This is a genomic window from Lachnoanaerobaculum sp. Marseille-Q4761 (assembly GCF_017565785.1).
GTDB lineage: Bacteria > Bacillota > Clostridia > Lachnospirales > Lachnospiraceae > Lachnoanaerobaculum.
Window position 1 is genome coordinate 806087 of record NZ_JAGEKB010000002.1, and the last position, 6638, is coordinate 812724.

At 28.3% G+C, this 6638-nt stretch carries 3 protein-coding genes and 1 pseudogene; all 4 read right to left on the bottom strand.

Going from position 1 to position 6638, the window contains the following annotated elements; translation table 11 throughout:
- Positions 1-20: 20 nt before the first annotated feature.
- Positions 21-2735 carry a DUF262 domain-containing protein gene (locus J4O15_RS11110; protein WP_208100794.1) on the bottom strand — a complete coding sequence of 905 codons (2715 nt, stop codon included), beginning with the start codon at positions 2733-2735 and terminating at the stop codon, positions 21-23.
- 11 nt (positions 2736-2746) lie between these two features.
- On the bottom strand, positions 2747-5329 hold the full coding sequence (locus J4O15_RS11115; protein ID WP_208100795.1) for a DUF262 domain-containing protein: 2583 nt from the start codon (positions 5327-5329) through the stop codon (positions 2747-2749).
- A gap of 52 nt (positions 5330-5381) precedes the next feature.
- A pseudogene (locus J4O15_RS16470) lies at positions 5382-6425 on the bottom strand (ORF6N domain-containing protein).
- Positions 6418-6638 (bottom strand): hypothetical protein (locus J4O15_RS11125; protein ID WP_442911599.1); only part of this gene is annotated, 221 nt, incomplete at its 5' end. The gene J4O15_RS11125 and the pseudogene J4O15_RS16470, both read right to left, overlap by 8 nt.

The window sequence follows — 6638 nt, forward strand, 5'->3', positions numbered from 1 at the left end:
TTTCTTACATTAAATTAGCGCTACTCCAAAACTTGAAATTTTTCCAAACTTCCTTCACCATTTTTCTCAAACAATTTTATATCTATACTTTTCATAACAAGTATTTTCCCATATTTAAATATACCACCCAAATAGTTATAATGGCTTTTCGACCATGATTCCTGATGAGCATCTTCAAAAGTCTGATAATCTCCTATTATTTTTTTTACTTCATCTTCAAAATCACTCCCTGCATTTTTCAACCGATTAAGATCATCGACTAAAGAATAAGAAAACTTTATATACTCATAATCTTTACCAAACTGATAAAGAGTAATTTCATTATTAACAATTGCATACACTGTATCCTTTGGAAAATTCAAATATATTTTATTCATGAAATAAAAAAAACATCGTCGCCTCCAACTACTTTTTTTATATTTATACTTTGGATACCTCTCTCTATATATAAGGTTAAATATAGGCACAGGAAAATGATTAATGATGTTTTTATCTGAGTTGCATTCACCATATGTTAATCCAACCTCACTTTTATAAGAATCGACATGTTTTGTATCATATGACCACACAGAACTTCTATATTTTTCCAAAGCTTTATACTCTTCTTTTAAATCTAACAATAGAACTCTTGTATCGAACCTTACCTTATCTTCCTTCTCCATCTCATTTTTAATTAGAATATATACCTTACCATTGTTGTACGTCAATTGATTGTCAAGTAATTCTGTATACTTTCTGTCTACTGCATATTTTAGCCAACACTCATTGTAATCAGCATTTAACTTCTTTTTTATCCACTCCATGTAATTTTCATTTGGATTTAATAAAAAATCGTACACTTTTTTGATAATAGATAGTTTTATTTTTTTTAGTTCCTTATTATTTAAATCATTGCCATATTCTGTGTTATCATTTGTTGTATAAAGACCACTCTCCAATTTGTGCAAATTATCCTTAGAAAGTGTAATTTTTCTTTCACCCTCATACCTTACATAAACATAATTACATTTTTCATTAATTGCTTGAGCTGAAAAAAGATCATCTTTTTCGTCATCATAATAAGTCGCTATTGCGAAGAACTTTTTCATAATAAGTTCAGATGAGAATAAAATTTTTTCATTTAATGATAAATATGATTCAAGCAAATCCATTTTCTTCTCGGTAATTTCGCTATCCCATAAATCTGTTATATATAACAAATAGAATAGTTGCCCATTATTAGAATATTTATATTTTTTTTCATACTTCTCAAAGAAGTTAAATTCCCATTTCTGCTCATCATGGTTCTTATTATAATAATCAATTACTTTAAACTTTATAATTTGCTCTTTAAGTCTACACTTAAGATCTTTGCCTGAATTTCCCCATCTTATATCTTCTGTAACATCATCAATACTCATTACTTTAGTAAAATATTCATATATGTCTTCCTTTCTCAATGCATTACAAATATAATGTGCAAAATCAAAATTTTCTTGTCTAACAGAAGTGTATCCAATATTTTCGAGAACATGTTCTAATTTTTTCAAAGATTCCATTGATACATTACTATTTAAAAAAAGATAGAGCAAAAAGATTACAGCATATTTAGGGTCGCATATTCCTTTTTCAGTAGTATAAAAAGTATTTTTCCCTTGAAAAAAAGGTACTTGTTTTTCATCCCATGTACTTTCAAGAATTGGATACACTTTTATTAATTCGGGGTTTTTATATAACTCATCCAAAACTTTATGAATAAAATCGAAATATTTACCCATAACATCTTTATTTTCTTTATTGAAATAATACAGTTTTTCATAATAATTCTCAAAGTTATGAACATATTTTCGGTTAATATCATCATCAAAAATATTGACTACTAAGTTATAAGAATTTAATAAAAACAGAATCGATTTTTGATTAATCTCTTCGGTTTTATCCTCCAACTTTTTTGAACTATCTACGCTTTTATAAAATATATCGATATATTTTCTATCATACTGATCCGAAAAAAACTTTTCCTTTTTTCCTAAAGTAATTTCTATTTTCTCAAAAAGAGATTTCACATTCTCAAAATCTTCCAACATCTTTCCTCTTGCATTCAAAGAAATATAAGATGTACTGGAATTTAATTTTGCCCCCTCTTTTCTTTCTATACAAATATCAAACACAACAAATTGCCCATCTTTTAATCTGTTGTAAAAAACTTTTACTTCTTCTTTCTTAATTTTATCATTTAACTTTTTTAATATTGATAAAACAGAATTGATTGTTACATCATTATTCCAATCAACCTGAAACCACAAACAAGATTTCATTTCTCTAACAACATCTTTGCCCGAATTTAAAATCTCGCTTATATCCTTCGCCTTATTTAAAATTACTTCAAAAAACCTTTTTGAAGTATCTTTTGTTTCATAACTAAAACTTTTAATATTTGAGTTAAAATCTTCAATCTTCTCTCCCATTACTGCGCAATAATAAATTATTAAATATAGCAAAGTTAATCTTTGTTGACCATCAATCGGAAAAAAAACATTATTTTCACTATAGCCATATATAATATTTAAATTGACTCTCTCACGCTCATTTCTCAATGCCGTAAGAATATCATCTATCATTTTATTTGTCGTATTAATTATTCTTTGATCATGACAACCCTGAATATACTCTCTTTGAATAATAGGAATACAAATCTTATATTCACTCATAAATCTAAAGGCTGAATAATTTATCATTTCTTTTTCATCGCTCATATAAAAACCTCCTAGTCTTTAAAAAAACATTGTATTGTTTCTATCAGTTCTCTCAAATAAATGCATCTACTTTTATAAAGCCAATATTTATCCGTATCTTTATTTTTTGTATAAACATTTGAAAAAGTTAGTATCGTAGATAGGGGAACAAATTCCCCTTTTTTCATTAAATTAAAAATTGCTACTTTTTTATCTGAAAAACTTTTGTTTCCAACTGTATTATTTCCATTTACTCTATTATCTAGAAGTGCAATATTCGCAATTGAATTATCTAAAATTAATTCATTGAATTTTTCTTTGAAGAAGTAATTGATTTCTTCTCTAATCTTGTCACGATAATTCTTTATAAATTCATTTATGACACCCTCATTTAAAACATCTAAATGTTCCAAGCTAACTTCATACACAATCTTATTTATTTCAACTACCTCATCCGAAATATTTATCTTAGTAATATTACTAGGTGAAGAAATTATCTCTGATTCATATTCGCTCTCTTCAATCTCTTGTTGTTTTATGATTTCAAATTTTGATTTTATTTTTCCAAGCTCCCCTTCCAGATTCATCGCTGTTTGAAAAGTAAATTTAAAATTAAGCGTTTCAATTTCTTTTCTTAGATGTTCAACAACATCCAAATTTTTTTCTTCTTCTTTAGGTATATGAATAAGAGGAAAAGAATATTCTAAAAAATCACTCTTATTATTTTTGATAAAATCCTTTTTTTCATTAATAGCTATTTTTACTTTAGGATTTAATAACTTTCTACATTCTTCATATAGGCTTAGTTTTTCTAAAAACTCAGATGCCTTAACTATTAAATACATTTTATTTGCAAATCTTTTTTCATACTCATCTTTGTACGATAATAATCCTTCTATTTTTTCTGTATTATATTCAAATTCAACTATTTCTTCTCCATTTTTATTTTTTCTCTTACTTTCCAGAATTTTAGGGTAGACTTTACATTTTGTCATTTTTTCATTGCTATTTTCTTTTTGTGTCGGAAATATTTCCATTTCTTTTTGATAAATATAATTTATATATCTCAGAGCATATTCATTTTTTGGTTCAATTCCTTTATTTTCATTCAAATTTGCTGTGATTAATGATAGAAACTCTTTTATTTCTTCTATATTGTTATCATCTTTATGTAAATTAAATTTAGAATTTTGAGGAAATATATGCTCTGCTGTCCATGTCTTGGATTTATATTCTATAAAATTAAATCGATTTCCAACTCCTTGGGTAGAACTGACTAAAATAACATTATATAGTAATAGTACATGAAGCATCTCTTTCTTTGAATCCTCATAATTTAAACTTAAAATTTTATTTTTAATTCCGTCTTCCCCAAAAACCATTTCTTTTATCTTTGTTTTGATTAATCTTTCGCGATCATTTCTATTTTTCTCTAATAATTCATAGAATAATTGAAATGAATTCAAATACTCATTTTCATTTACGCTATCATTATAATAAACATAATAAGAAATATAATTATAGAGATTTTTATCCCCTAGATAATCTATACTTCTTCCATCGTTATGATACAAAGATTTGATTTCTTTAAATAAACAATATACCTCCTCCATTATAGAAATAGAAGATTTCTCTTTATTAGAATATTTTTCTTCCTTCAACCCTTTTAAATACGAAACAAAAGAATCATATAAAATAAAGTCACCTCTAAATCTGTCCATATACAATTCATAACCTTTTCTTCCTGATTTTTGTTTGAATAAATAAAATTGAAGAATACACTCTATTCTATTGATATCATCACTGCCCACTCTATACTGATTCTTATGAGGAATAAAAGCCCAAAAATCAGCAAAATGCAATGTGTGTTCTATCTCAGCCCATAGTTTTATTACTTCTCGTTGTTTATTTTCTATTTTCAATAATGATACATTACTTATAAATGATTCATCTATATTTTTATAATTTAAAAATTCCGATTTGATAAGTTCAGCGTTATTTAATGGTATTTTTCCCATATTTATTTTTCCAAATTTATCAATCAAATCCTTTTTAGACTGATACTCTAAAACAGTCCATATAAATTTTGCTTTCATAAATTTATCTTTTAGCTTTATTATTTCAAATTGTTGGCTATCTTTTTGCTTATCTATCTCATTATTTATTCCTATGTATGATGCAATCATGTATTCAAAATCCAAATTCATTTCTTTTTTTAAATTTTCCCATTCTTCCCGGACTTCAGCACTCGATACCTCTCCCTTATAGGAAAAAAGAAAATCTAAAAATTCTCCACTCGTCTCCCTACTTTCATATTGTATCTTAATATTGAATTTTTCTTCTTCAATATTTCTATATAAAACCGCTAGAATAATATACATCGCTGTAAGTCTTTGTTGACCATCAACAACAACATACTCCTTCGAACACTTCTCCTCTTTGCTATTTTTTCCAAGACAAAGAGAATGTAACAAATACCCTTCCTCATTTTCTAATATATCATTAAATAAATTTATAATATTCTCTTCACTCCATCTGTAACCCCTTTGAAAGGATGGAATTATAAAGTTAATACCTGCCATATTTTCAATTGATTTAAATATTAATTCTTCCATTCTTCTTGCCTTCCTTTGTTAATCCCATTAAATTTCCAATCTGCTTCACTTCTTATCTTAACTTCAACACCGGATTTTTCAATAGGTTATTGATAAGGTCAGTGTAAATCATCTGATCGACCACTTCCGTTATGCTTGTGATTCGTTGCCCTGCATCTTTGGAAGATGCTCCACAATGATAAATTCTCTGATGTTCGGTATTCCAATCGATAATAATGTACCTGTCATGAAACTCTCCGCCGGATTTTTGGAATGTTATCTTTCTAAACGGATATTCCTCACAAAAATCCTGATATTCAAGGGTATGAAGTCCTTTGCCGATGTTATCACTGAATATAATTACCTCTACTAATGAAGGAACATCTTTTAACAAGACCAAAGTTTTCACTCCGATGTAGTTATCTACGATATAAATGCTCTTTTTCGCTATGCTGTAAATGTCCTTATAAGCGAGATTTGCTTCGATCGGCTGTCCATTCAAAAGTAAAAATCCGTATTTAAGCTGTGGATTGCTAAGCTCGAGAATCAAGTCAGACAGTTCAGATTTATGCACCACATTATTTAAGGTGTCCATCACTTCCGCTACCTGATCTTCAACATATCTTAAATCTCGTCTTAAATCCTGCATTTCCACGACATTACTTGTGATCTACATAGAAAGCTGTAAAAACTCTCTTTTCCCAATCAACCCTTGATTTTCTACGATGTAGTCTTTCATTTGCTTGAAAGTACGAATCAACGCTTTACTTTGCTTGACCGCAAGCTCCCCTTTGAGAACTGTCATCAGCATATATATTCCCTGTTCGGTAAAAGCATGAGGATTGTACTTAATATTACTACCTCTCCCAGCACTCTTGTTCAAGGGCACATTTTGTGACCTTGAAAGTTCAGATACTTCCTTGTCCGTTAATCGGAACATAAAATCTTCATCAAATTTTTCGATATTCCTTTTTACTTGCTGATTAAAAGCCTTTGTTTCATATCCATAGATCTCGGCTAATTCAAAGTCAAGCATAACTTTCTGTCCCCTAATAATATAAATCTTTTTCACAAGGGATTCATGATTTACAAGCATCATCTCGTCTTTTTTATCCATCTTTTTCATCACCTTCCTCAAACTTCCAAACAATCTCCACCGTATCCTTGTCATAAACATAGATTTTGTCTATGACTTCGTTGATCCAGTCTAAAACAAGTTCTCCTTTTGCTACCGCTTCTCTTAGCTTATCCACATTCAGATGATGTCCTAAAGCTGTATTTTCTTGTATCTTGTCCTCTATGATCAATATTTCCTGCTCTATGTTCTTTA

Coding starts and splice junctions, on each gene's coding strand:
- J4O15_RS11110 (WP_208100794.1), bottom strand. CDS start 2,735: ATGAGCGATGAAAAAGAAATGATAAATTATTCAGCCTTTAGATTTATG.
- J4O15_RS11115 (WP_208100795.1), bottom strand. CDS start 5,329: ATGGAAGAATTAATATTTAAATCAATTGAAAATATGGCAGGTATTAAC.